Below are 22,371 nucleotides of genomic sequence, written 5' to 3' on the forward strand. Positions count from 1 at the left end.
AACTCCAGCCGGTCGCTGCGGCGTTGAAGCGACCGGTCGGATCGACTCGGTGTATCAGCCGGTGCGGCGCAGCGCCTCCGAGAGGCGGGCGGCCGCGTCGATGACGGCCTGGGCGTGCATCCGGCCCGGGTGCCGGGTCAGGCGCTCGATCGGCCCGGAGACCGAGACGGCGGCCACCACCCGGTTCGAGGGCCCGCGCACCGGCGCGGAGACGGACGCGACGCCCGGCTCGCGCTCACCGATCGACTGAGCCCAGCCCCGGCGACGTACGCCCGACAGTGCCGTCGCCGTGAAGCGGGCGCCCTGCAGGCCACGGTGCAGGCGCTCCGGCTCCTCCCAGGCCATCAGGATCTGGGCCGAGGATCCCGCCTTCATGGTGAGCGTCGACCCGACGGGGACCGTGTCCCTGAGGCCCGACAGACGCTCCGCCGCGGCGACGCAGATACGCATGTCGCCCTGGCGGCGGTAGAGCTGCGCGCTCTCGCCCGTGACGTCACGGAGGTGGGTGAGGACCGGCCCCGCGGTGGCGAGGAGGCGGTCCTCGCCCGCCGCCGCGGCCAGCTCGGCCAGCCGCGGACCGAGAATGAAACGGCCCTGCATGTCCCGCGCCACCATGCGGTGGTGCTCAAGTGCCACGGCGAGGCGATGTGCCGTCGGCCGTGCCAGTCCGGTCGCCGCGACCAGGCCCGCGAGGGTGGCCGGACCGGACTCCAGGGCGCTCAGGACAAGGGCTGCCTTGTCCAGAACGCCGACGCCGCTACTGTTGTCCATGCAACGATACTCGCGTCTCACTCTGTGAAACGCAAGTTCAATTTTCCGTGGAACGCGCCACCCTGTACGTACAACGGCCCGTGGACCAGCGGGCCCGGCGGCAGACGTCCGGTGCGGGGGTGACGGACGCGGCCATCCCGAAGTCTCTAGTTGGGCCGGCGCCAGACAGGCCGGCCGGAGGGAAAGCGATGGGTAGGACACTCGCGGAGAAGGTCTGGGACGACCATGTCGTCCGGCGCGCGGAGGGCGAGCCCGACCTTCTCTTCATCGATCTGCACCTGCTGCACGAGGTGACCAGCCCGCAGGCCTTCGACGGCCTCCGCAAGGCGGGGCGCCCCGTGCGCCGCCTCGACCTCACCATCGCGACCGAGGATCACAACACCCCGACCCTCGACATCGACAAGCCCATCGCCGACCCGGTCTCGCGCGTCCAGCTGGAGACGCTGCGCAAGAACTGCGCCGAGTTCGGCGTACGCCTGCACCCGCTCGGCGACGTCGAGCAGGGCGTCGTCCACGTCGTGGGACCGCAGCTGGGCCTCACCCAGCCCGGCATGACCGTCGTCTGCGGCGACTCGCACACCTCCACGCACGGCGCCTTCGGTGCTCTGGCGTTCGGCATCGGCACCTCCCAGGTCGAGCATGTGCTGGCCACCCAGACGCTGCCGCTGGCCCGCCCGAAGACCATGGCCATCACGGTCGACGGTGAACTGCCCGAGGACGTCACGGCCAAGGACCTGATCCTGGCGATCATCGCCAAGATCGGTACGGGCGGCGGCCAGGGCTACATCCTGGAGTACCGCGGCTCCGCCATCGAGAAGCTCTCGATGGAGGCCCGGATGACCATCTGCAACATGTCGATCGAGGCCGGCGCCCGCGCGGGCATGATCGCCCCCGACGAGACCACCTTCGAGTACATCCAGGGCCGTGCCCACGCCCCGCAGGGCGAGGACTGGGACGCCGCCGTCGCGTACTGGAAGACCCTCAAGTCGGACCAGGACGCGGAATTCGACGAGGAGGTCGTCATCGACGCCGCCTCTCTCGCGCCGTTCGTCACCTGGGGCACCAACCCCGGCCAGGGAGCGCCGCTTTCGGCGTCCGTCCCCGATCCCGCTTCGTACGAGGACGCTTCGGAGCGCCATGCCGCCGAAAAGGCCCTGGAATACATGGGGTTGACCGCCGGACAGCCGCTGCGCGACATCAAGGTCGACACCGTCTTCGTAGGCTCCTGCACCAACGGCCGTATCGAGGACCTGCGTGCTGCCGCCGCGATCGTCGAGGGCCGCAAAGTCGCCGACGGCGTACGGATGCTGGTCGTTCCCGGCTCCGCGCGCGTGGGGCTGCAGGCCGTCGAGGAGGGACTGGACCTCGTCTTCAAGGAGGCCGGCGCCGAATGGCGGCACGCGGGCTGCTCGATGTGCCTGGGCATGAACCCCGACCAGCTGGCCCCCGGTGAGCGCTCCGCGTCCACCTCCAACCGCAACTTCGAAGGCAGGCAGGGCAAGGGCGGCCGTACGCACCTGGTCTCGCCGCAGGTCGCCGCCGCCACCGCCGTGCTCGGCCACCTGGCGTCCCCCGCCGACCTGTCCGACTCGTCGTCTGCCGTCCGTACGCCCGCTGGAGTCTGAGAACCATGGCCATGGAAGCATTCACCACACACACCGGACGGGTTGTCCCGCTGCGCCGCAGCAACGTCGACACCGACCAGATCATCCCCGCCCACTGGCTCAAGAAGGTCACCAGGGACGGCTTCGAGGACGGACTGTTCGAGGCCTGGCGCAAGGACCCGTCCTTCGTCCTCAACCAGCCCGAGCGCAAGGGCGCCACGGTCCTCGTCGCCGGTCCCGACTTCGGTACGGGGTCCTCGCGCGAGCACGCCGTGTGGGCGCTTCAGAACTATGGCTTCAAGGCCGTCATCTCGTCGCGTTTCGCGGACATCTTCCGCGGCAACTCGCTCAAGAACGGTCTGCTCACAGTCGTTCTGGAGCAGAAGATCGTGGACGCGCTGTGGGAACTCACGGAGAGCAACCCGCAGGCTGAGGTCACTGTTGACCTTGAGGCGCGTGAGGTTCGCGCCGAGGGCATCACCGCATCCTTCGAGCTCGACGAGAACGCCCGCTGGCGGCTGCTGAACGGGCTCGACGACATCAGCATCACGCTCCAGAGCGAGGCTGACATCGCCACGTACGAGTCCAAGCGGCCCGCCTACAAGCCGCGGACGCTCCAAGTCTGAGCGGCCGCTCTGGGGCCCGGAGTCCGAAGGGCGAACGGACCCCAAGCCCGCAAGGCTGATTCCAGCCACCTCTACAGACCTCAGTACCCCCAATCGTGGACGGTTGGGGGTACTGCCGTATGTGTCGGAGGGCGAGGTCAGGGGCCTGTTCTGATTGGCTTCAACTCCCCTTGTTTCAAGGGGGTTTGTTGGGGTAGTCGAGCCTTGGCACAGCCTTGTGCGGAGGGGTGCGGGAAGCGCCTGGGAGGCGGCAGTTACCCCCACCGCAGGCGACAACTCGCCCCAGATGGCACAATCTGTGCATGGAACACGACGGCCAACTCGAGCTCTATACGGCAGTCGCGTCCCAACTCAAGGAAGCGCACGCAAGGGTGCGCGCACTGCAAGTCCCGGAGGGCGTACGGATGGCGCTGACCCGGAAGCTGCTGGTCATTACGGCCGTGGCCAAGCACGACCTCGCCGATGCGACAAGGCGTCTGGAGCGGTTCACCGCGGACCTCGATGAGGGGCGATTCCCCGAAGAAGGTCTCTGAGGAACTCTGCGACAGTCCTGGTTCGTTGCGGCACTAGGGTGATTAGCCCGTTTCGTGTTTGATTTGCGGTATATATCTGCCTAACGTGCGAAAAAGCTTGAACACTTTCGTTCTGGCAATGTCTCCGAAGGGGAAGACGTGAACAAGGCGCAGCTCGTAGAAGCGATTGCGGACAAGGTCGGCGGGCGTCAGCAGGCCGCCGACGCGGTCGACGCCGTACTGGACGCCGTGGTCCGTGCGGTTGTCGCGGGGGAACGGGTCTCGGTCACCGGTTTCGGTTCCTTCGAGAAGGTCGATCGTCCGGCCCGCTATGCACGTAACCCCCAGACCGGGGAGCGTGTTCGGGTCAAGAAGACCTCCGTGCCGCGGTTCCGCGCGGGTCAGGGTTTCAAGGACCTGGTGAGCGGTTCGAAGAAACTCCCGAAGCACGATGTGGCGGTCAAGAAGGCGCCCAAGGGCAGCCTGTCCGGAGGCGCTGCCGCCACGGTCAAGAAGGCGGCGGCCAAGAGGACCGCCGCCAAGAAGGCGGCGACGCCCGCCAAGAAGACCACGGCCAGGAAGACGACCGCCGCCAAGAAGGCGACGACCGCCAAGACCGCGGCCAAGAAGACCACCACCAAGAAGGCGGCGACCGGCAAGACCGCTGCGGCCAAGAAGACCGCCGCCAAGAAGGGGGCCGCCAAGAAGGCGCCCGCGAAGAAGTCGACGGCGCGCAAGACCACCGCCAAGAAGACCACCGCCCGCCGGTAGACAGGGCGCTGGGACACTCACGCGCCGGGCCGGGCTCCACACGGAAGAGAGCCCGGCCCGCGGCGTATTCAGAGATCTTTGGGGCTTGGATACGGCCCTGAGGGTCTTCAGGGTGCCTTCAGGGGGTCATCAGGGCGTCTTCAAGGGGGCTTCAGAGGGTCTGCAGCGTGACCAGGGTGATCCGGCACGCGTCCCCCTCGCCCTCCGTCTCGATCCGCACCCGCTGCCCCGGCCGCAACAGCCTGAGCCCGCCGGCCTCGAACGCCGGGCCGTCGAAGGGCACCGGAGTGCCGTCATCGAGCAGCACCTGACCGCTACGGGTCTCGGGGTCGTACGTATACGCGGTCGCTTGCATGAGGCCCAGACTAGGCGACGTTCAAGTTTGCGACCGCCGCAGCCGTGCGAGGGCCCACACCCAGGGCCAGAGCCGCTCGCAGGTCGTCGCCGGTGTCCACGTCCTGACGTACGGAATCCACTGCCTCCAGGGGGAGTTCCACGGCGCCCGAGGCCCGGTGGCGGGTCCGGGAGTCCGGGCCGAATGCGGGGAGCAATTCACGGTCCGCGGACGCGGTCAGCAGAGTCGTGCCGGTTCCGGCGGCATCCGCGAGAAAGGCGCGAGGGAATTCGGTGGCCGCGTCGAGGACGCGGGCCAATTCCAGGGGGCGCAGTGCGGGGAGATCGGCGTTCAGGGCCGCCAGAGGGCTTCCGGGGCTTTGGGAGCGTACGAGCGACGCCCCGTGTGCGAGGGCGGCGTTCAGGCCGCCCGCGGGCTCGTCCGGGACGATCCGGGCGCCCAGCGCGGCCAGTTCGCGGCCGGCCAGCACGTCGTCCGTGACGACCGCCACATCGGTTACCGCGGCGCAGGCGAGGGCCGCCGCCACGGTGTCCTGCGCGAAGGCGAGGGCGAGCCCGGGGCGCAGTCCGTCGGCGGCGGTGTCCGACAGCCTGCTCTTCGCCCGCGTGAGGGCTTTCAGGGGTATGACCAAGGTCCACTGCACCAGCGTTCCGTCCCTCTCTTGTAGCGCCCATTGTGACCTGGACAGTGAGTGAGACGCCGTGGCGGGGGCAGCGAAGAGGGAGGGGGGCGAAGCTCCTTGCAAGGGCGGTGGCGGGAGACGGGCGGGCGTACGGTGTTCTCGACAGACCGTCGGCCTGGAGCGACACTTGTGCGGCCCACCCAGGTCCTGGAGAAAGGTGTCCGCGTGCCCCGCCGCAGAATCGGCTTCTGGTACCGCTTCGCAGCGGTCCTCTGCAAACCACCGCTGGTGGTTCTGGTCAAGCGGGATTGGCGTGGAATGGAAAACATTCCGGCTGAGGGCGGATTTATCACCGCGGTGAACCATAATTCACATGTCGATCCGTTCGCCTACGCGCATTATCAGTACAACACCGGGCGCGTTCCACGTTTTCTGGCGAAGGCCGGGCTTTTCAAAAAGGGATTCGTCGGGGCCGCGATGCGCGGTACTGGACAGATTCCCGTGTACCGCGAGAGCACCGACGCGCTGAGCGCCTTCCGGGCCGCTATCGACGCCGTGGAACGCGGGGAGTGCGTCGCCTTCTATCCGGAAGGCACCATTACGCGCGATCCCGGCCAGTGGCCGATGACCGGCAAGACCGGTGCCGCACGTGTCGCGCTGCAGACCAAGTGCCCGGTGATTCCGGTCGCCCAGTGGGGAGCCAACCTGCTGCTGCCGCCCTACGCCAAGAAACTCAACATCCTTCCCCGCAAGACCCATCACGTGCTCGCGGGTCCCCCGGTGGATCTGTCGCGCTTCTACGACAAGGAGATGACCCCGGAGGTCCTGAAGGAGGCCACCGAGGTCATCATGGCGGCGATCACCGCGCAGCTGGAGGTGATCCGCGGCGAGAAGGCACCCCAGACGCCGTACGACCCGAAGCAGGTACGCATCGAGCAGCGGCGCAGGGCGCGGGCCCACGAAACGCGGCCACACGCAAAGACTGAACAGGAAGAGGGGCACGGCAAGTGACGACATCCGGCAAGCCCGTCAGGGCGGCCGTCTTCGGGACCGGATCGTGGGGCACGGCCTTCGCCATGGTGCTCGCCGACGCCGGATGCGAGGTGACCCTGTGGGGACGGCGGGCCGACCTCGCCGAAGCGGTCAACTCCACGCGTACAAACCCCGACTACCTGCCGGGCATCGAACTCCCCGAGAACCTGCGCGCCACCACGGACGCGGCCGAGGCGGCGCACGACGCCGACTTCACCGTGCTTGCCATCCCCTCGCAGACGCTGCGCGGAAACCTCGCCGAATGGACCGGTCTGCTCGCGCCCGGCACCGTACTCGTCTCGCTCATGAAGGGCGTCGAACTCGGTTCCGCGATGCGGATGAGCGAGGTCGTCGAGGACGTCGCCAAGGTCGGCGCGGACCGCATAGCGGTCGTCACCGGCCCCAACCTCGCCCGGGAGATCGCCGCCCGGATGCCGGCCGCCGCGGTGGTCGCGTGCAGCGACGAGGCGGTGGCCCAGCGCCTGCAGGCCGCCTGCCACACGCCGTACTTCCGCCCGTACACCAACACCGACGTGGTCGGCTGCGAACTCGGCGGTGCCGTCAAGAACGTGATCGGCCTCGCCGTCGGTATCGCGGACGGCATGGGGCTCGGCGACAACGCCAAGGGGTCGCTCATCACCCGCGGGTTGGCGGAGACGACCCGCCTGGGCCTCGCCATGGGCGCCGACCCGCTGACGTTCTCCGGACTCGCGGGCCTGGGCGACCTCGTGGCCACCTGTTCCTCACCGCTCTCGCGCAACCACACCTTCGGCACCAACCTCGGCAAGGGCATGACCCTTCAGGAGACCATCGCGGTCACCAAACAGACCGCGGAGGGCGTCAAGTCCTGTGAGTCCGTGCTGGATCTGGCCCACCGCCACGGCGTCGACATGCCCATCACGGAGATGGTCGTCGGCATCGTCCACGACGGCAAGCCGCCCGTGGTCGCCCTCAAGGAGCTGATGGCGCGCAGCGCCAAGCCGGAGCGGCACTGACACTCGGGAGCCCGGCGGGCGCTGACTCATCGCACTACCAACGGGTACTCTCAACGCGATATGAGCACCGAGAACCTCCCCCAGAGCCCTGGGCAGAAGCCTCGTAAGCCGCGTGTGGCCGTCGTGTTCGGCGGCCGCAGCTCCGAACACGGGATCTCCATCGTCACCGCCGGCGCCGTCCTGCGCGCCATCGACCGGACGAAGTACGACGTCCTGCCGATCGGCATCACCCAGGACGGCCGCTGGGCGCTCACGGCGGACGAGCCGGAGCGGATGGCCATCATCGACCGGCGCCAGCCGAGCGTGGAACAGCTCGCCGAGTCCGACGAGGGCGGGGTGATCCTCCCCGTCGACCCCTCCAACCGCGAAGTCGTCTACAGCGAACCCGGTTCGGTCCCCAAGGCGCTCGGCGAGGTGGACGTCGTCTTCCCGGTGCTGCACGGCCCGTACGGCGAGGACGGCACCCTCCAGGGCCTCCTGGAGCTGTCCGGTGTCCCATACGTCGGCTCGGGTGTGCTCGCTTCGGCCGTCGGCCAGGACAAGGAGTACATGAAGCGGGTGTTCACCTCCTTCGGGCTGCCCGTCGGCCCGTACACGGTGATCCGCCCCAGCGAGTGGGAGCGCGACGAAGCGGCGGCACGCAGGAAGATCGTCGACTTGGCGGGCGAGCACGGCTGGCCGCTTTTCGTGAAGCCCGCGCGCGCGGGGTCGTCGATCGGCATCACCAAGGTCGACGATCTGGGCGGTCTCGACGAGGCGATCGCGGCGGCCCAGCAGCACGACCCGAAGATCATCGTGGAGGCGCTGCTGCGCGGTCGCGAGATCGAGTGCGGGGTCCTGGAGTTCGAGGACGGGCCGCGCGCCTCGGTGCCCGCCGAGATTCCGCCGGTGCAGTCCCACGAGTTCTACGACTTCGAGGCGAAGTACATCGACTCCGCCCCCGGGATCGTGCCCGCGCCGCTCACCGAGGAGCAGACCGCCGAGGTGCAGCGGCTGGCGGTCGCGGCCTTCGAGGCGGCGTCGTGCGAGGGTCTCGTACGCGCGGACTTCTTCCTCACCGAGGACGGCCACTTCGTGATCAACGAGATCAACACGATGCCGGGCTTCACACCCATCTCCATGTACCCGCGCATGTGGCAGGAGAGCGGGGTCAGCTACCCGGAGCTGGTGGACCGTCTGGTGCAGGCGGCGCTGCGGCGCTCCACGGGGCTGCGCTGAGCCCTGGCGATCCCCTTCGTGGAGTGCGATCTAGTCGGCGATCCCTTCGGGGATCGCCTTCTTGATGGGCTCGGCGAAGTCGACGAGCGGGCCCGCGCCCTTCGCGGCCTGTTCCTTGTTGAACGCGACCTCCACGTACGCCCTGCGCAGGCCCGTGGTGAAGACGTACGAACCGTCGTCCTGTTCCTGTACGAGCCAGGCCACGCCGTTCACCTCGGTCGTGGACGCCTTGGGGTCGAGCATCTCGGCGGGCCGTCCGACGCCGCAGCGCAGTATGATCGCCGGGCCTCCCCAGCCCGCGGTCAGCGTGGACCGGGGCTCGGGATCCTCCCGGTCGAGACCGTCCACCTTCGGCGGCAGCCGTTCGTCCAGGTTCTGGCACAGCTTTGTGACCAACGCGCCCGGGCTGGGAACCGCGGCCGACGCGCTGTCGTCTGCCGAGGAGCAGCCTGTGGCGGAGATCAGCAGGACGAGGGCGGGAAGACCGAACAGCCGGGAACGGAACAAGTTCACCGGCACAGGGTAGACGGGGGCTACAGGTGCACCACCGGGCAGGTCAGGGTACGGGTGATGCCGTCCACTTGCTGGACTTTCGCGACCACCAAGCGGCCGAGATCATCCACGGTGTCGGCTTGGGCCCGCACGATCACGTCGTACGGTCCGGTCACGTCCTCGGCCTGGATCACCCCCGAAATCTTGCTGATCGTCTCAGCGACGGTCGACGCTTTGCCGACCTCCGTCTGGATCAGGATGTACGCCTGTACCACGGAACCTCCAGGGCGGCCACGAGGATCATGTGGGGAAAAGGAACGCCACGGTATCGCGTCGCCGCTCACCGCGGGGAGACCCGCGGGGGCCGATCTTGCACGCCGAGGTGCATGGACGACAGAAGTTGCCGGTCGACTCGACCGTACCCAGGACCGTGACGGCTCGCGACCGGGCAGCGGCAGGTAACAGGCCAGGCAGCGGCAGTGACAGAAGGAGACGTACGACAATGAAGGGAACCGTGGGCGAGTTGGGGGAGTTCGGGCTCATCAAGGAGCTCACCTCACGGCTCACCACCACCCCGGCGGTACGCGTCGGGCCGGGCGACGACGCCGCCGTGGTGGCCGCCCCCGACCGCAGGGTCGTGGCGAGCACCGACATCCTCCTGGAGGGGCGGCACTTCCGTCGCGACTGGTCCACGGCGTACGACGTCGGGCGCAAGGCGGCGGCGCAGAACCTCGCGGACATCGCCGCCATGGGCGCCGTACCCACCGCGCTGCTGCTCGGTCTGGTCGTCCCGGCCGAACTCCCGGCCACCTGGCCCTCCGAGCTGATGGACGGCCTGCGCGACGAGTGCCAGGTCGCGGGCGCGGCCGTGGTCGGCGGCGATGTCGTGCGCGGCGACACCATCATGGTCTCGATCACCGCACTCGGCGATCTGCGCAACCACGAGCCGGTCACCCGCGCGGGCGCCCAGCCCGGCGATGTCGTCGCCGTCACGGGCTGGCTGGGCTGGTCCGCGGCCGGCCACGCGGTGCTCTCGCGAGGCTTCCGCTCGCCGCGTGCCTTCGTCGAGGCCCACCGGCGGCCAGAACCGCCGTATCACGCGGGCCCCGCGGCCGCCGGGCTCGGCGCGACCTCGATGACGGACGTCAGCGACGGGCTGATCGCCGACCTCGGGCACATCGCGGAAGCCAGCAAGGTACGGATCGACATCCGCTCCGGCGCCGTCGACATCCCCTCGCAGATGAACGACATCGGGCAGGCCGTCGGCGTCGATCCGCTCCAGTGGGTGCTCACCGGCGGCGAGGACCACGCGATCGTCGCCACCTTCCCCTCGGACGTGAAGCTGCCCGCCCGCTGGAAGGTGATCGGCGAGGTCCTCAACCCCTCGGCGCTGCCCCAGGTCACCGTCGACGGGGCGCCGTGGACCAGTAAGGGCGGCTGGGATCACTTCGGGGACATCGAGTCATGAGTGCTCCGCCGCGTGTGCTGACGGTTGCGGGTTCCGACTCCGGTGGAGGGGCCGGAATCCAGGCCGACTTGAAGACGATGCTGGCGTTCGGCGTGCACGGCATGAGCGTGCTCACAGCGGTCACCGCCCAGAACTCCCTTGGTGTGCAAGGCGCTTGGGAGCTGCCGGTGGAGGCGGTGCGGGCCCAGTACCGCAGCGTGGTCGACGACATCGGGGTGCAGGCGGTCAAGACCGGGATGCTGGCCTCGGCCGAACTCGTCGAGACCGTCGCCGAGTTGATCGGGGGCACGGAGGCGCCCGCCGTAGTGGACCCGGTCGGAGTGTCGAAGCACGGGGACTCGCTGCTGGCCGCATCCGCCCTGGATTCCGTGCGCACGAAGCTGCTGCCCGTCGCCACGGTGGCGACGCCGAACCTCGATGAGGTCGCCCAACTCACCGGCGTACGGGTCGAGTCGGAGGACGGGCTGCGGCGGGCTGCGGCGGCCCTGCTCTCGTACGGCCCCAAGTGGGCGCTCATCAAGGGCGGCCACCTCAGCGGTGACGCAGGGCGGGTGGGCGGTGGCCAGGCCGTGGACTTCCTCACCGATGGCTCCGAGGAGCACTGGCTGCGTGCCCCCCGGCTCGACAACCGGCACACCCACGGCACCGGCTGCACCCTCGCGTCCGCGATCGCCTCGGGGCTGGCGAAGGGGCAGTCCGTGCCGGAGGCGGTGGCGGCTGCCAAGGAGTATGTGACCGGGGCGATCGCCGACGGGTTCGCGCTGGGAGGCGGGATCGGGCCGGTGGATCATGGGTGGCGGTGGAGGACGGGGCGCGCGTAAACGCTTGCGCAAGCCTTTGCGTAAACGCTTACGTCGTCGCTCGCGCATGCGCCTGGACACAGCAAAAAGCCGGCCCACCCTCAGGTGGACCGGCCATGCAGCGAACCAGCAGTGGCCGCGCGCTAGCAGAGCGTCAGCGCGAGACCTTGCCGGCCTTGATGCACGAGGTGCAAGCGTTTACGCGCTTCGGCGTCCCGCCCACCACGGTACGGACGCGCTGGATGTTCGGGTTCCAGCGACGGGACGTACGGCGGTGCGAGTGCGAGATGTTGTTGCCGAAGCCCGGCCCCTTGCCGCAGACGTCGCAGTTGGCAGCCACGGGTCACTCCAAAGACTTCAGATGCTCTTACGGTTGATCCCGGCATGCCGGGATCAAGATCTAGGAATCCAGGATCTGAGTGGCGGTGCCAGGGGAAGGCCCGATCGGATCGGGCAACCGGAGCAGCATACAACGACTGCGTCCGTGCAACGAAACTACCATGGTCGGCCCGGGGGCCCGCCCCGGCCCACTGCCGGCGGAAGCCTGACCCGGGTCTACGCTGCGTCCCACGTTCGCTGCTCAAGGAGGCGCAGGTGCCGCAGACATTGGACGCTCTCGCGGTGCGCGCCTGGTGCGGACTCGCGCTCGAGGCACTCGGCCGCGCGCGCGAGGAGATCGACGCGATCAACGTCTATCCGGTCGCGGACGGGGACACCGGTACCAATCTGTATCTGACCGTGGAGTCGGCGGCCGGGGCGGTCGAGGCGGTGTTCGCGGCGCACGCGGTCTCCGGTGGTGCCTCCGAAGTCTCTGGTGCTTCCGGCGCTTCTGGCGATTCCGGTGCCTCCGGCGAAGGAGCGGCGGGGGCGGTCGAGCGGCCGACGCTCGCCGACGCGGTACGTGCGATGGCGCACGGCGCGCTCATCGGGGCCCGAGGGAACTCCGGGACGATCCTCGCGCAGCTCCTGCGGGGCATGGCCCAGGTGCTCGCCGCCGACGGCGAGAGCGCCCACACCGACGGCCGGGGACTGCGGCTCGCCCTCAGGCAGGCGGCCGACTCGGCACGGCATGCCGTCGCGCACCCCGTGGAGGGCACGGTCCTCACGGTCGCCTCGGCCGCCGCGGACGCGGCCTCCGGGGCCGAGGGCGACTGCGGGGCGGTGGCACGGGCGGCGTACGAGGGCGCCCGGGCCGCCCTGGCGGCGACTCCGGGGCAGTTGGCGGCCCTGAAGCGGGCCGGAGTGGTGGACGCGGGCGGGCGCGGGCTCGTGGCCGTACTGGCGGCGCTGGTCGAGACGTTCACAGGGGAGGCGCCCGGCGCCTCGGGGGCGGTGCCGGTTCTCATGGGGCACGCGCGCGTGGAGGCCGCTGCCGTGGAGCCGCTCGGAGACGTGGGGGAGTGCGCGGACCCGGCCCCGGCTCCGGAGGAGGGCGGGCCCGCGTTCGAGGTGATCTATCTCCTGGAGGCGGAGGACGCCGCCGTGGACCGGCTCCGGGAGCGGCTCGACGGGCTGGGCGACTCGCTCGTCGTGGTCGGCGGTGACGGGCTGTGGAACGTCCATGTGCACGTCGACGACGCGGGCGCGGCCGTGGAAGCGGGCGTCGAGGCGGGGCGGCCGTACCGGATCCGGATCACGCACTTCGGGGCCGGTGACGCGCATATGGCGGGCGCCGCCGGGCGGCAGGTCCGCGAGCGGGTGCAGCGCGCGGTCGTGGCCGTGGTCCCCGGAGAGGGGCTGGCCGGGCTGTACACCGAAGCCGGCGCGACCACCGTCCTCGCGCGCCCGGAGGAGCCCCCCGCGAGCGGAGAGCTCGTCGAGGCGATACGGCGGGCGCACGCGCGCGAGGTGGTGCTGTTGCCCAACGACGCCGAACTGCGGCACACGGCTGCCGCCGCGGCCGAGCAGGTCCGCGCGGACGGAGTCCGGGTCGCCCTGATTCCCACGCGTTCCGCGGTCCAGGGGATCGCGGCGCTCGCCGTGCACGAGCCGGAGCGCCGCTTCGACGAGGACGTCGTCTCGATGACCTCGGCGGCCGGGGCGACCCGCTATGCCGAACTCGTCGTCGCGGAACGGGAGTCCTGGACCATGGCGGGCATCTGCCAGGCCGGGGACATCCTGGGCCTCATAGAGGGCGATGTCGCGGTGATCGGCTCCGGCATCACGGCCACCGCCGAAACCGTCCTCGACCGCATGCTCTCGGCGGGCGGCGAGATGGTCACCCTGGTCCTGGGCGAGGAAGCTCCCGACACGATCGCCGCCCACCTCGAAGCCCGGGTACGCGAGTCCTACCTGGCCGTCGACACGGTGGTGTACCGGGGCGGTCGACAGGGCGCGTTGCTGCTGATCGGCGTGGAGTAGCCCGGGAGCCGAGGGCGTGGGTTCGGGCAAGCCGAACCGCTCGGGAGCGGAACCGACTGACCAGCGGATTTCCGGGACGTATACGGCATTGTCAGTGGTGTGGTGTGCAATGGATCTCGTGCCCGCGCTAGATGAACCACTGAGGAAAGTGCTCGGCCCCGCAACCGCGAAGGTGATGGCCGAGCACCTCGGCCTGCACACCGTCGGCGACCTGCTGCACCACTATCCGCGCAGGTACGAGGAGCGTGGCCAGCTCACCCACCTCGCCGACCTGCCCATGGACGAGCACGTCACGGTGGTCGCGCAGGTCGCCGACGCCCGCCTGCTCACATTCGCCTCGCCCAAGGCGCCCCGCGGGAAGGGCCAGCGCCTCGAAGTGACCATCACGGACGGCAGCGGCCGTCTCCAGCTGGTCTTCTTCGGCAAGGGCGCCCACAAGCCGCACAAGGATCTCCTGCCGGGCACGCGCGCGCTGTTCGCGGGCAAGGTATCCGTCTTCAACCGCCGACTCCAACTCGCCCACCCTGCATACGAGTTGCTCCGTGGAGACGGTGAGGAGGCCATCGACAAGTGGGCCGGATCGCTCATCCCGATCTACCCGGCAACCGCCAAGCTGGAGTCCTGGAAGATCGGCAAGTCCATCCAGACCGTGCTGCCGAGCGCCCAGGAGGCCCTTGATCCGCTGCCGGACTCGCTCAGGGACGAGCGTGATCTCCTCCCCCTCCCCGAAGCCCTCCTGAAGATCCACCAGCCGCGCACCCAGGCCGACTACACAGACGCCCGCGCCCGCCTCAAGTGGGACGAGGCCTTCGTGCTCCAGGTAGCCCTGGCCCGCCGTCGCCACGCGGACGCCCAACTCCCGGCCGTCCCCCGCAAACCCACCCCGGACGGCCTCCTCACCGCCTTCGACGCCAAGCTCCCCTTCACCCTCACCGAGGGCCAGCAAAAGGTCTCCAAAGAGATCTTCGACGACCTCGCCACCGAGCATCCGATGCACCGGCTGCTCCAGGGAGAGGTCGGCAGCGGAAAGACGCTGGTGGCATTGCGCGCCATGCTCGCCGTCGTCGACGCCGGTGGTCAGGCCGCCATGCTGGCGCCCACCGAAGTGCTCGCCCAGCAGCACCACCGGTCGATCACGGAGATGATGGGGGAGCTGGCCGAGGGAGGGATGCTGGGCGGGGCCGAGCAGGCCACCAAGGTGGTGCTGCTGACCGGGTCCATGGGCGCCGCCGCCCGCCGGCAGGCGCTTCTCGATCTCGTCACGGGCGAGGCGGGGATCGTCATCGGCACGCACGCGCTGATCGAGGACAAGGTGCAGTTCCACGACCTGGGCCTGGTCGTGGTCGACGAGCAGCACCGGTTCGGGGTCGAGCAGCGCGACGCCCTGCGCGGCAAGGGCAAGCGGCCACCACACCTGCTGGTCATGACCGCCACACCCATCCCGCGTACGGTCGCGATGACCGTCTTCGGTGACCTGGAGACGTCCGTCCTCGACCAGCTCCCCGCCGGGCGCTCACCCATCGCCAGCCATGTCGTCCCGGCCGCCGACAAGCCGCACTTCCTGGCGCGCGCCTGGGAGCGCGTGCGCGAGGAGGTCGCGGGCGGCCATCAGGCGTACGTCGTCTGCCCCCGTATCGGGGACGAGGAGGACGGCTCGGCCAAGAAGAAGTCCACCGAGGACGAGGCCGAGAAGCGTCCGCCCCTCGCCGTCCTGGACGTCGCCGACCAGCTCGCCAACGGCCCGCTCCAAGGGCTCAAGGTCGAGGTGCTGCACGGCCGTATGCAGCCGGACGACAAGGACGCCGTGATGCGCCGCTTCGCCGCGGGCGAGACGGACGTCCTGGTCGCCACGACGGTGATCGAGGTGGGGGTGAACGTCCCGAACGCCACGGTGATGGTGATCATGGACGCGGACCGGTTCGGCGTATCGCAGCTGCACCAGCTGCGCGGCCGGGTCGGCCGGGGCTCGGCTCCGGGGCTGTGCCTCCTGGTCACCGAGATGCCGGAGGCCAGCGCGGCCCGGGCCCGCCTCGGTGCCGTGGCCGCCACGCTCGACGGCTTCGAGTTGTCCCGCATCGACCTCGAACAGCGCCGTGAGGGCGACGTCCTCGGCCAGGCCCAGTCCGGCGTGCGTTCCTCGCTGCGCATGCTCACCGTCATAGAGGACGAGGACATCATCGCCGAGGCCCGCGAGGAGGCGACCGCGGTCGTCGCCGCGGACCCCGATCTCACGGGCCTGCCCGCCCTCCGCACAGCCCTCCAGGCCTTGCTGGACGAGGAGAGGGAGCAGTATCTGGAGAAGGGCTGACAGACTGGAACTGTCACAGCCGCTCGTTCCACGACAAGGACAGAGATGACCCGCGTGATCGCCGGCCGGGCCGGCGGACGCCGCCTGGCCGTCCCGCACGGAACCCGTACCCGGCCCACCTCCGACCGGGCACGCGAGGGCCTCTTCTCCACCTGGCAGTCCCTGCTCGGCGGCCCCCTGGAGGGCGAGCGCGTCCTCGATCTGTACGCCGGCTCGGGCGCCGTGGGCCTGGAGGCACTGTCGCGCGGCGCCGGCCACACCCTCCTGGTCGAGGTCGACGCCCGAGCGGTGCGCACCCTGAGGGAGAACGTGAAAACGCTCGGGCTGCCCGGCGCCGAGGTGAGATCCGGCAAAGCGGCGCAGATCATCCGCTCGGGGGCGCCGACAGCCCCGTACGACCTGATTTTTCTCGATCCGCCGTACGACGTCCCGGACGACGATCTTCGCGAGATACTGCTCACACTCGGTGCAGAGGGCTGGCTCGCGGGCGAAGCTCTCGTCACCGTTGAACGCAGTACTAGAGGCGGCGAATTCCGGTGGCCCGGCGGCTTCGAGGCACTGCGCTCCCGTCGTTACGGCGAGGGAACGTTTTGGTACGGTCGCGCCGCCTCTACGTGCGAAGACGCACGATGACCGGACCGGAGAGCGAGGGACCTCAGTTGCGCCGCGCCGTCTGTCCCGGGTCATTCGACCCGATCACCAACGGACACCTCGACATCATCGCCAGAGCGTCCAAGCTGTACGACGTCGTGCACGTCGCGGTGATGATCAACCAGTCCAAGAAGGGCCTCTTCGAGATCGACGAGCGGATCGACCTGATCCGCCAGGTCACCGCGGAGTTCGGGAACGTCGAGGTGGAAGCCTTCCACGGCCTCCTCGTCGACTTCTGCAAGCAGCGCGACATCCCCGCGATCGTCAAGGGGCTCCGCGCGGTCAGCGACTTCGACTACGAGCTGCAGATGGCCCAGATGAACAACGGCCTCTCAGGAGTCGAGACCCTCTTCGTCCCCACCAACCCCACCTACAGCTTCCTGTCCTCCTCCCTCGTCAAGGAGGTCGCGGCCTGGGGCGGCGACGTCTCCCACCTGGTGCCGCCGGTGGTCCTCGAAGCTCTCAACGAACGCCTCAGGAAGGACTGAGCCGGGCGCCTCGAGCAGACCGGGACGGGCCCTGCGGGCTGACAGTGCGTCACCCGGTGTCGGACGGTGCGGGAGTGGCCGTACAGTCGATCCGTCCGTCTCCATCACAGCTGTAGAGAGTGGCGAGCACACGGTGGACGTGCAGAAGAAGCTCGATGAGATCGTCGCGGCGGTCGGCAGCGCCCGTTCCATGCCCATGTCGGCCTCGTGCGTGGTCAACCGCGCCGAGCTGCTCTCCATGCTCGAAGAGGTGCGTCAGGCCCTGCCCGGCTCCCTCGCCCAGGCCCAGGAACTCATCGGCGGCCGCGAGCAGTTGGTCGAGCAGGCCCGCGAGGAGGCTCAGCGGATCATCGAGTCCGCGCACGCCGAGCGCGGCTCGCTGGTCTCCGGCACCGAGATCGCCCGCCGCTCCCAGAACGAGGCCGATCGCATCCTCGCCGAGGCCCGCAAGGAGGCGGAGGAGATCCGCGCGGAGGCCGACGACTACGTCGACTCCAAGCTCGCCAACTTCGAGGTCGTCCTCACCAAGACCCTCGGCTCCGTCGGCCGGGGCCGCGAGAAGCTCCTCGGCACCGGACCCGGCCTCGACGAGCACGGTTACGAGGACGAGGACGCGCCCGAGCGCAGCCACGACCCCCAGACCCTGCGCCGCAACGCCGATGAATACGTCGACGTCAAGCTCGGCGCCTTCGAGGCCGTCCTCGCCAAGACCCTGGAGGCCGTCGGCCGGGGCCGTCAGAAGCTGCACGGCCGTATCGCCTCCGACGACCTGGGCGCGCTCACGGACGACGGTTCGCCCGTGCAGCACACCACGGACGCCGAGTACCTGGACGGCCTCGCGGCCCCCGCGGACGTCCCCGCCCGGCCCGCCGAACCGGCCCCGGCCGTTCCCGCCCAGCAGCCGTACGGCGGGCAGGACCAGCAGCAGTACGCGTATCAGCAGCAGACCGACGCGTACGGCTATCAGCAGCCATACGGGCAACAGGATCAGCAGCAATACCCGTACCAGCAGCAGTCCGATCCGTACGCTGCCTATCCGCAGCAGGCCTACGACCCGAACGCCCAGCAGGCCGGATACGACCACGGTCAGGGGCAGCAGGCCTACGGGCAGCAGCAGCCCGAGCCGCAGGCGCACGCCCTCGACGAGACCAGCTTCTTCGACACAAGCATGATCAGCGCCGAGCAGCTGCGCCAGTACGAACAGGAGCGCGGCGGACGCTGAGGGATGCTCCCAGCGGCGTACGCCGGTGTCCTGGACGGCCGGTGCGCACCGGATTGGGCCGAGAGCGCAAGGTCCAGTATCCTGGCTCTTCGGTCGCGCGTTCGTCCGCGATCCACGCTGCCCGGGAACATCTGGGGCGGCGAAGCTCTGAGTTTCAAGATCGAAAGCAGGAATGGCCCTGAACGCCCGCCTCGACCACCGCAACCCTCTCGTGTTCGACACACACGAGCTGGGGCGACGTCCTGGTGCGCTGCAGCGGCTGACCCGCGCGGTCGGCGCTCCCAAGGACTTCGGTATCCAGGGAGTCATCGGAGTGCCGGAAGGCGCGCCGGTGGAGCTCGAACTCCGACTCGAATCGGTCATGGAAGGTGTGCTGGTCACCGGCACCGCCCGGGCCGTCGCCGAGGGGGAGTGCGTAAGGTGTCTGGAGCCGCTTCAGCTGGAGCTCGAAGCGGACTTCCAGGAGATGTTCTCGTACCCTGACGCCGACGACCGGGGCCGCCCGAAAGCGGAACCGGCCGACGACGCCGAGGAAGATGAGGACAGGCTTTTCATCGAGGACGGCTTGTTCGACCTCGAGCCTGTGCTGCGTGATGCGGTGGTGCTCGCACTGCCGATGCAGCCGGTGTGCCAGGAAGACTGCGAGGGACTGTGCTCCGAGTGCGGAGTGCGTCTCTCGGACGAACCGGGCCACCACCACGACGCCGTCGACATCCGTTGGGCGGCACTGCAGGGACTCGCCGGTTCACTCGAAGATGGCGAGAAGGACGAGATCAGCGGCGCCGAATCGGGCGTCGACGAGAAGCAGGAGAAGTAGCCGTGGCTGTTCCGAAGCGGAAGATGTCGCGCAGCAACACGCGCCACCGCCGGTCGCAGTGGAAGGCTGCGGTCCCCAACCTGGTTGCGTGTGAGCGCTGCCACGAGCCCAAGCTGCAGCACATCGCGTGCCCTGCTTGCGGCACCTATAACAAGCGCCAGGTCCTCGAGGTCTGAGCGGCTGGTGAGAGGCTTCATGTCTGACGCCAAGGCGGATTCGCACGCCAAGAAAAAGGCGGACAACACAGCCTCGTCCCACACGCTTCTGGAAGGGCGGCTCGGCTACAGGCTCGAGTCCGCCCTTCTGGTGCGTGCGCTGACCCACCGTTCGTACGCGTACGAGAACGGCGGTCTGCCCACCAACGAGCGACTGGAGTTCCTCGGGGACTCCGTGCTCGGCCTGGTGGTCACGGACACGCTGTACCGCACCCACCCCGACCTGCCCGAAGGCCAGCTGGCCAAGTTGCGGGCCGCGGTGGTCAACTCGCGTGCGCTGGCGGAGGTGAGCCGTGGGCTCGACCTGGGCTCCTTCATCCGGCTCGGCCGGGGCGAAGAGGGCACGGGCGGCCGGGACAAGGCATCCATCCTTGCCGACACCCTCGAAGCGGTGATCGGCGCGGTCTATCTCGACCAAGGGCTCGACTCGGCGGCGGAGCTGGTGCACCGACTGTTCGACCCGCTGATCGAGAAGTCCTCGAATCTCGGTGCCGGCCTGGACTGGAAGACCAGTCTCCAGGAACTCACCGCGACCGAGGGGCTCGGCGTGCCCGAGTACCTGGTCACGGAAACCGGCCCGGACCACGAGAAGACCTTTACTGCTGCCGCCCGCGTCGGAGGCGTCTCGTACGGCACCGGCACCGGCCGCAGCAAGAAGGAAGCGGAGCAGCAGGCCGCGGAGTCCGCGTGGCGGGAGATCCGCTCCGCCGCGGACGAGCGCGCGAAGGCGGTCACGGAAGCCGACGGGGACGTCGGCGTCCCCTCGACCGCGAGGCCGGACGCAGCTCCCGCCTGATACGCGGCCACAGCCGTCACCGATCGCCCGTCCCCGGCCGAGGGGGCGGGCGACCGTGTTCAGCAGCCCCGGCCGGGCCCGCCCGAGGGCAGCGGTACGCTGCGGGCGCTGAGCGGGCTTGCCGGAGTCCGGTGGGTCTGCAGTACCGCGCGCCCCATAGGGGCGCGGGGCTGTATCAATTTGCGGCTCCGCCGCGATGGGTCCTCCCGCTCATGGGGGTCCCCCGCTCGAGCGAAGCCAAGAGTGGGGGAGAAGCCGAGAGTGGGGAGCGACCAGCCACGGACGGCCCGCAGTTCTCAAGCCGCCCTTCCAGCGGGGCGCCCACGCATCCGGAGGAGAAACCGTGCCCGAGCTTCCTGAGGTCGAGGTCGTACGGCGCGGTCTGGAGCGCTGGGTCAGCGGACGGATCGTCGCCGACGTACAGGTGCTGCATCCGCGCGCCGTGCGCCGGCACATCGCGGGCGGCGAGGACTTCGGAGCCCGGCTGAAGGGGCACCGGATCGGGCTGCCTCAGCGTCGCGGCAAGTACCTCTGGCTACCGCTCGCGGATCAGCCGAGTGCCGTTCTCGCGCATCTCGGTATGAGCGGTCAGCTGCTCGTCCAGCCGGAGGGCGCGCCCGACGAGAAGCACCTGCGCATCCGCGTTCGCTTCGACGACACCCTCACCACCGAACTCCGCTTCGTCGACCAGCGCACCTTCGGCGGGCTCTCCTTGCACACGACCACCCCCGAAGGGCTGCCCGATGTCATCGCGCACATCGCCCGTGACCCACTGGACCCGCAGTTCGACGACGCCGCCTTCCATGAGGCGCTGCGGCGGAGACGTACGACCATCAAGCGCGCTCTGCTCGACCAGTCGCTGATCAGCGGCGTCGGCAACATCTACGCGGACGAGGCACTGTGGCGCGCGCGACTGCACTACGAGCGCCCGACCACCGGTTTCACGCGCCCGCGCACCGCCGAACTCCTCGGCCACGTACGGGACGTGCTGTACGAGGCCCTCACCGCCGGCGGAACCAGCTTCGACAGTCTGTATGTCAACGTGAACGGAGAGTCCGGTTATTTCAGTAGAGAATTGAACGTCTATGGGCGCTCTGACCAGGCATGTAACCGGTGTGGAACGAGGATCAGAAGAGCCCCTTTCATGAACCGCTCCTCCTACTTCTGCCCGAAGTGTCAGCCCATTCCGAAGAGTAGCGGCGGGCGTTTTCCCAGGTGAGAAGCGGTTCTACTTCGTTGGCGGCGTAGGGCCGACGTCGTCAAAGTTCAACTCCAATGAGGGAAGAGTCTGACTTCGCGTTGACGTTCATGTTCGGCGCTTGTCCAGGTGCTGTCACGTAAAGGTTGTGCCTGTACTGTCGCGGTGAGTCGGGCAGTTGGGTGGCCAGAGTGGGCTGTCGGCCCTGCGCGGCAGCCACAACTCGTGCCCTTGAGTGCTCCAGAGGGATCGATGGTGTGACTCAGGATTCCTGATCCTCGGGTTCCTTCCAGTAGTCGCCTCGTTTGAACTCCCCCGACGCAACTTCCCAGTCCTCGGGGTGAGAGATGGGCAGCAGCTTGTGCTGCTGTTCGTGCGTGCCGTCGTAGGGTGTCGTTGCGTAGAACTTCATTCGGCTGTGGTCTTTGATGAGTAGCATTTCGACCACCTGCGCTGCGGCCTGCAGATCTCCCGCGCCAGACGCAGCACGGCCGCGCTGCTGCACCGGCTCCCGCGCGGTGTGCTATGCCGGGCACGGCTGCTGGTGCGCCCGGACACTGTGCTGCGCTGGCACCGCGACCTCATCTCGCGCCGCCACGCGGCCCGTTCCCACCCCAAGCGCCCGGGGCGGCCGCTCGGCGATGGTCCCGCAGGAACACCCGGTCACTCGGGGCGAACCGCACCCGATCCTGGCCGAGTTGGCGTTCCAGCACCGTGAGTTGATGACGCAGCGCCAAGATCTCCGCGTCCTTGTCCTGGTTGCTCATCGGCAGCAGCCGCAGCAGGGCGAACACGTTCGCCACCCCCAGACAGGCAAGTCGAAGCAGCACGACAGATCATCCTGCCGGGGCACTCACCAGGTGCCCAGAGCACCCGCCCAAGCGCCCGCGCTCGACACCACCCATACACCAGCCCCCACCAGGACGGATGAGTTTTTCGGCAGGCGCAGGATCTTGGTGGTTAATTCCAATTGTCATGCGACGAGGCGTAGTTGGAGTCTGGCGAGGTGGCAATGATTGGTGCGGTCGAGGGGGCGGCCGTGCCACCAG

26 protein-coding genes are annotated in these 22,371 nt (G+C 69.1%); 18 read left to right on the forward strand and 8 right to left on the reverse strand.

Annotated elements, in window-relative coordinates; translation table 11 throughout:
* Positions 1 to 54: 54 nt before the first annotated feature.
* Positions 55 to 771 carry an IclR family transcriptional regulator NdgR gene (gene ndgR, locus ABD357_RS23280; protein ID WP_015036427.1) on the reverse strand — a complete coding sequence of 239 codons (717 nt, stop codon included), beginning with the start codon at positions 769 to 771 and terminating at the stop codon, positions 55 to 57.
* A gap of 188 nt (positions 772 to 959) precedes the next feature.
* On the opposite strand from ndgR, the gene leuC reads away from it, so the two are divergent.
* The 4 genes from leuC to ABD357_RS23300 all read left to right on the forward strand — a co-directional run bounded on the left by leuC (position 960) and on the right by ABD357_RS23300 (position 4,284).
* Positions 960 to 2,396 carry a 3-isopropylmalate dehydratase large subunit gene (leuC, locus tag ABD357_RS23285; protein ID WP_344392607.1) on the forward strand — a complete coding sequence of 479 codons (1,437 nt, stop codon included), beginning with the start codon at positions 960 to 962 and terminating at the stop codon, positions 2,394 to 2,396.
* A gap of 11 nt (positions 2,397 to 2,407) precedes the next feature.
* The gene (leuD, locus tag ABD357_RS23290; protein WP_344392638.1) at positions 2,408 to 3,001 is read left to right on the forward strand and encodes a 3-isopropylmalate dehydratase small subunit; all 594 of its coding nucleotides are present in this window, start codon (positions 2,408 to 2,410) and stop codon (positions 2,999 to 3,001) included.
* A 302-nt stretch (positions 3,002 to 3,303) separates the two neighbouring features.
* Positions 3,304 to 3,534, forward strand: a complete 231-nt coding sequence (locus ABD357_RS23295) for an SCO5555 family protein (RefSeq protein WP_165258546.1) — start codon at positions 3,304 to 3,306, stop codon at positions 3,532 to 3,534.
* 138 nt (positions 3,535 to 3,672) lie between these two features.
* Positions 3,673 to 4,284 (forward strand): HU family DNA-binding protein, encoded by a 612-nt coding sequence (locus ABD357_RS23300; protein ID WP_344392610.1) that lies wholly within the window; start codon positions 3,673 to 3,675, stop codon positions 4,282 to 4,284.
* Positions 4,285 to 4,435: 151 nt separating this feature from the next.
* On the opposite strand, the gene ABD357_RS23305 is transcribed toward ABD357_RS23300, so the two are convergent.
* Both ABD357_RS23305 and cofC read right to left on the reverse strand, forming a co-directional pair.
* Positions 4,436 to 4,639: a hypothetical protein gene (locus ABD357_RS23305; protein ID WP_344392611.1), complete on the reverse strand. Its 204-nt coding sequence runs from the start codon at positions 4,637 to 4,639 to the stop codon at positions 4,436 to 4,438.
* A gap of 10 nt (positions 4,640 to 4,649) precedes the next feature.
* A complete protein-coding gene (cofC, locus tag ABD357_RS23310) occupies positions 4,650 to 5,282 on the reverse strand; it encodes a 2-phospho-L-lactate guanylyltransferase (RefSeq protein WP_344392612.1) in 633 nt (210 codons plus the stop codon).
* Between the two features lie 204 nt (positions 5,283 to 5,486).
* On the opposite strand from cofC, the gene ABD357_RS23315 reads away from it, so the two are divergent.
* From ABD357_RS23315 to ABD357_RS23325, 3 genes are read left to right on the forward strand one after another with little or no spacing between them, the layout of a single operon-like run.
* Positions 5,487 to 6,272 carry a lysophospholipid acyltransferase family protein gene (locus tag ABD357_RS23315; protein WP_344392613.1) on the forward strand — a complete coding sequence of 262 codons (786 nt, stop codon included), beginning with the start codon at positions 5,487 to 5,489 and terminating at the stop codon, positions 6,270 to 6,272.
* A complete protein-coding gene (locus ABD357_RS23320) occupies positions 6,269 to 7,288 on the forward strand; it encodes an NAD(P)H-dependent glycerol-3-phosphate dehydrogenase (RefSeq protein WP_344392614.1) in 1,020 nt (339 codons plus the stop codon). Before ABD357_RS23315 ends, ABD357_RS23320 begins: the two co-directional genes overlap by 4 nt.
* A 60-nt stretch (positions 7,289 to 7,348) precedes the next feature.
* Positions 7,349 to 8,506 (forward strand): D-alanine--D-alanine ligase family protein, encoded by a 1,158-nt coding sequence (locus tag ABD357_RS23325; RefSeq protein WP_344392615.1) that lies wholly within the window; start codon positions 7,349 to 7,351, stop codon positions 8,504 to 8,506.
* A 30-nt stretch (positions 8,507 to 8,536) separates the two neighbouring features.
* On the opposite strand, the gene ABD357_RS23330 is transcribed toward ABD357_RS23325, so the two are convergent.
* Positions 8,537 to 9,019 (reverse strand): DUF3515 domain-containing protein, encoded by a 483-nt coding sequence (locus tag ABD357_RS23330; RefSeq protein WP_344392616.1) that lies wholly within the window; start codon positions 9,017 to 9,019, stop codon positions 8,537 to 8,539.
* A gap of 20 nt (positions 9,020 to 9,039) precedes the next feature.
* Positions 9,040 to 9,273: an Lrp/AsnC family transcriptional regulator gene (locus ABD357_RS23335; protein ID WP_344392617.1), complete on the reverse strand. Its 234-nt coding sequence runs from the start codon at positions 9,271 to 9,273 to the stop codon at positions 9,040 to 9,042.
* Positions 9,274 to 9,500: 227 nt separating this feature from the next.
* Between ABD357_RS23335 and ABD357_RS23340 the strand changes: the two genes are divergently transcribed.
* On the forward strand, positions 9,501 to 10,466 hold the full coding sequence (locus tag ABD357_RS23340; protein WP_344392618.1) for a thiamine-phosphate kinase: 966 nt from the start codon (positions 9,501 to 9,503) through the stop codon (positions 10,464 to 10,466).
* On the forward strand, positions 10,463 to 11,287 hold the full coding sequence (thiD, locus tag ABD357_RS23345) for a bifunctional hydroxymethylpyrimidine kinase/phosphomethylpyrimidine kinase (RefSeq protein ID WP_344392619.1): 825 nt from the start codon (positions 10,463 to 10,465) through the stop codon (positions 11,285 to 11,287). The genes ABD357_RS23340 and thiD overlap by 4 nt, the downstream gene beginning before the upstream one ends.
* A 133-nt stretch (positions 11,288 to 11,420) precedes the next feature.
* Here the strand turns inward: thiD and rpmB are convergent, their stop codons facing one another.
* Positions 11,421 to 11,606, reverse strand: coding sequence for a 50S ribosomal protein L28 (gene rpmB / locus ABD357_RS23350; RefSeq protein ID WP_003993230.1), 186 nt, complete (start codon positions 11,604 to 11,606; stop codon positions 11,421 to 11,423).
* Positions 11,607 to 11,860: 254 nt separating this feature from the next.
* Here rpmB and ABD357_RS23355 point away from each other — a divergent pair, with 254 nt between their 5' ends.
* From ABD357_RS23355 to mutM, 9 genes are all read left to right on the forward strand, one after another.
* On the forward strand, positions 11,861 to 13,627 hold the full coding sequence (locus tag ABD357_RS23355) for a DAK2 domain-containing protein (RefSeq protein ID WP_344392621.1): 1,767 nt from the start codon (positions 11,861 to 11,863) through the stop codon (positions 13,625 to 13,627).
* Positions 13,628 to 13,736: 109 nt separating this feature from the next.
* Positions 13,737 to 15,935 (forward strand): ATP-dependent DNA helicase RecG, encoded by a 2,199-nt coding sequence (gene recG / locus ABD357_RS23360; protein ID WP_344392622.1) that lies wholly within the window; start codon positions 13,737 to 13,739, stop codon positions 15,933 to 15,935.
* Positions 15,936 to 15,980: 45 nt separating this feature from the next.
* Positions 15,981 to 16,568, forward strand: a complete 588-nt coding sequence (rsmD, locus tag ABD357_RS23365; RefSeq protein ID WP_344392623.1) for a 16S rRNA (guanine(966)-N(2))-methyltransferase RsmD — start codon at positions 15,981 to 15,983, stop codon at positions 16,566 to 16,568.
* 26 nt (positions 16,569 to 16,594) lie between these two features.
* Positions 16,595 to 17,074 carry a pantetheine-phosphate adenylyltransferase gene (coaD, locus tag ABD357_RS23370; RefSeq protein WP_344392639.1) on the forward strand — a complete coding sequence of 160 codons (480 nt, stop codon included), beginning with the start codon at positions 16,595 to 16,597 and terminating at the stop codon, positions 17,072 to 17,074.
* A 133-nt stretch (positions 17,075 to 17,207) separates the two neighbouring features.
* Positions 17,208 to 18,296: a F0F1 ATP synthase subunit B gene (locus tag ABD357_RS23375; protein ID WP_344392624.1), complete on the forward strand. Its 1,089-nt coding sequence runs from the start codon at positions 17,208 to 17,210 to the stop codon at positions 18,294 to 18,296.
* A 172-nt stretch (positions 18,297 to 18,468) separates the two neighbouring features.
* Positions 18,469 to 19,113 carry a YceD family protein gene (locus tag ABD357_RS23380; RefSeq protein WP_344392626.1) on the forward strand — a complete coding sequence of 215 codons (645 nt, stop codon included), beginning with the start codon at positions 18,469 to 18,471 and terminating at the stop codon, positions 19,111 to 19,113.
* A gap of 2 nt (positions 19,114 to 19,115) precedes the next feature.
* Positions 19,116 to 19,289: a 50S ribosomal protein L32 gene (rpmF, locus tag ABD357_RS23385; RefSeq protein WP_033321093.1), complete on the forward strand. Its 174-nt coding sequence runs from the start codon at positions 19,116 to 19,118 to the stop codon at positions 19,287 to 19,289.
* Positions 19,290 to 19,308: 19 nt separating this feature from the next.
* Positions 19,309 to 20,124 carry a ribonuclease III gene (gene rnc, locus ABD357_RS23390; protein WP_344392628.1) on the forward strand — a complete coding sequence of 272 codons (816 nt, stop codon included), beginning with the start codon at positions 19,309 to 19,311 and terminating at the stop codon, positions 20,122 to 20,124.
* Positions 20,125 to 20,467: 343 nt separating this feature from the next.
* Positions 20,468 to 21,343 (forward strand): bifunctional DNA-formamidopyrimidine glycosylase/DNA-(apurinic or apyrimidinic site) lyase, encoded by an 876-nt coding sequence (gene mutM, locus ABD357_RS23395; protein ID WP_344392629.1) that lies wholly within the window; start codon positions 20,468 to 20,470, stop codon positions 21,341 to 21,343.
* A 241-nt stretch (positions 21,344 to 21,584) separates the two neighbouring features.
* Here the strand turns inward: mutM and ABD357_RS23400 are convergent, their stop codons facing one another.
* Entirely contained in the window at positions 21,585 to 21,827 is a 243-nt protein-coding gene (locus tag ABD357_RS23400; RefSeq protein ID WP_344392630.1) for a hypothetical protein, read from the reverse strand.
* Between the two features lie 76 nt (positions 21,828 to 21,903).
* Positions 21,904 to 22,152 (reverse strand): hypothetical protein, encoded by a 249-nt coding sequence (locus ABD357_RS23405; protein WP_344392632.1) that lies wholly within the window; start codon positions 22,150 to 22,152, stop codon positions 21,904 to 21,906.
* Between the last annotated feature and the right edge of the window lie 219 nt (positions 22,153 to 22,371).

This window comes from Streptomyces vastus, from assembly GCF_039532825.1.
GTDB classification, from domain to species: Bacteria; Actinomycetota; Actinomycetes; order Streptomycetales; family Streptomycetaceae; genus Streptomyces; species Streptomyces vastus.

Excerpts from the sequence above, each read along its gene's own strand:
- ABD357_RS23305 (WP_344392611.1), bottom strand. The coding sequence starts at position 4,639 with ATGCAAGCGACCGCGTATACGTACGACCCCGAGACCCGTAGCGGTCAG.
- leuD (WP_344392638.1), top strand. The coding sequence starts at position 2,408 with ATGGAAGCATTCACCACACACACCGGACGGGTTGTCCCGCTGCGCCGC.
- thiD (WP_344392619.1), top strand. The coding sequence starts at position 10,463 with ATGAGTGCTCCGCCGCGTGTGCTGACGGTTGCGGGTTCCGACTCCGGT.
- ndgR (WP_015036427.1), bottom strand. The coding sequence starts at position 771 with ATGGACAACAGTAGCGGCGTCGGCGTTCTGGACAAGGCAGCCCTTGTC.
- recG (WP_344392622.1), top strand. The coding sequence starts at position 13,737 with ATGGATCTCGTGCCCGCGCTAGATGAACCACTGAGGAAAGTGCTCGGC.
- ABD357_RS23295 (WP_165258546.1), top strand. The coding sequence starts at position 3,304 with ATGGAACACGACGGCCAACTCGAGCTCTATACGGCAGTCGCGTCCCAA.
- ABD357_RS23380 (WP_344392626.1), top strand. The coding sequence starts at position 18,469 with ATGGCCCTGAACGCCCGCCTCGACCACCGCAACCCTCTCGTGTTCGAC.
- rnc (WP_344392628.1), top strand. The coding sequence starts at position 19,309 with ATGTCTGACGCCAAGGCGGATTCGCACGCCAAGAAAAAGGCGGACAAC.
- ABD357_RS23325 (WP_344392615.1), top strand. The coding sequence starts at position 7,349 with ATGAGCACCGAGAACCTCCCCCAGAGCCCTGGGCAGAAGCCTCGTAAG.
- leuC (WP_344392607.1), top strand. The coding sequence starts at position 960 with ATGGGTAGGACACTCGCGGAGAAGGTCTGGGACGACCATGTCGTCCGG.
- ABD357_RS23340 (WP_344392618.1), top strand. The coding sequence starts at position 9,501 with ATGAAGGGAACCGTGGGCGAGTTGGGGGAGTTCGGGCTCATCAAGGAG.
- rsmD (WP_344392623.1), top strand. The coding sequence starts at position 15,981 with ATGACCCGCGTGATCGCCGGCCGGGCCGGCGGACGCCGCCTGGCCGTC.